Below are 1,569 nucleotides of genomic sequence, written 5' to 3' on the forward strand. Positions count from 1 at the left end.
GGGGTGCACCGGACGGTCCCGGTGCACCCCTCCCGCTCACTCCTTCACGCGATCGGTCACGCGCTCGGTCACGCGCTCGGTTCTCTCGCTCACTGAGCGGGCCACGGCACCTGGGCCGACTTGTAGTAGTCGATGCCCAGCGCGTCGAAGCGCGGGCCCTGCGCCGCCAGGCGCAGCTTGTAGGTGTTCCAGTCGTGCGTGGACCTCGGCGACCAGCCCAGCTCGGCGATGCCGGGCAGCCGCGGGTAGGCCATGAACTCCAGCTGGTCGCTGGTGGCCAGCGTCTCGGTCCACAGCGGCGCCTCGACGCCGAGCACCGAGGACTCCGGTGCGCCCGCCAGATAGCTGCCCGGGTCCCAGTCGTAGGAGCGCTGCACCTCGACGTAGCCCGCCCAGGCCAGGCCCAGCTTGGTGTCCTTGTTGTACTTCATGTCGAGGTAGCTGCGGTCGGCCGGGGAGAGCACCAGCTTGGTGCCGCCCTTCGCGGCGTCGACGACGGTCTGCCGCTCGGCGGCACCGGTCGCGTCGTACCCCCAGTACTGGACCACCTTGCCCTTGGCCTGCTTCGCGCCGACCAGCTGGTGCCAGCCCATGATCTTCTTGCCGTACTTGCCGACCACGTCCTGCGCATGGTTCATGATCTTGACGAAGTCCGCGTGGCTGGTCGAGTGGGCCTCGTCGCCGCCGATGTTGAGGTACTTGCCCGGGGTGAGCTGCGCGATCTCCCGCAGTACGTCGTCGATGAACTTGTACGTGATGTCCTTGCTCGCGCACAGGCTGCTGAAGCCGACCTCGGTGCCGGTGTAGAGGGGCGGCGCGACGCCGTTGCAGTTGAGTTCGGCGTAGCTGGCGAGGGCCGCGTTGGTGTGGCCCGGCATGTCGATCTCGGGCACGACCTCCATCCTGCGGGAGGCCGCGTACTTCACCAGGTCCTTGTACTGGGCCTTGGTGTAGTAGCCACCGGGGCCGCCGCCGACCTGGGTGGAGCCGCCGTACGTGGCGAGCTTCGGCCAGGAGTCGATGGCGATGCGCCAGCCCTGGTCCTCGCTGAGGTGCATGTGCAGCTTGTTCATCTTGTAGAGCGCGGCCTGGTCGATGTAGCGCTTGACCTGGTCCACGGAGAGGAAGTGCCGCCCGACGTCGAGCATGATGCCCCGGTAGCCGAAGCGCGGGACGTCCTTGATGGTGCCGCCCGCGACCTGCCAGGGGCCGGCCTGCTTCGTCGTCCTCTCGACGGCGGCGGGCAGCTGCTGGCGCAGCGTCTGGATGCCGTGGAAGAGTCCGGCGGCCTTGCGGGCGGTGATGGTCACGCTGCTGCGGCCGGAATCCAGCCGGTAGCCCTCGTCGCCGAGCGAGGAGTCGGACGAGAGCTTGAGCCGGATGCCGTCCCGGCCCTCGCGCGAGGTGACCGGCAGCTGGTAGCCGGTGGACGGGCGCAGCACCTTCGCCAGGGCGTCGCCGACGTTCTTGGCGTCCGCCGAGTGGCCGACCCTGATCCGGGTCCCGGAGTCGATCGTGTAGGCCGATCCGCCCGCCTTGACCGAGGCGGGGGCCGGGACGACCTGGCCC

Annotated in this window: 1 protein-coding gene; it reads right to left on the bottom strand. The window is 69.3% G+C overall.

The window, feature by feature from the left end; genetic code table 11:
- Nucleotides 1-89: 89 nt before the first annotated feature.
- The coding region (locus ACWGIG_RS38840; RefSeq protein WP_453326433.1) for a beta-N-acetylhexosaminidase at nucleotides 90-1,569 on the bottom strand (1,480 nt) is incomplete at its 5' end.

Source organism: Streptomyces sp. NPDC054863 (assembly GCF_053610825.1).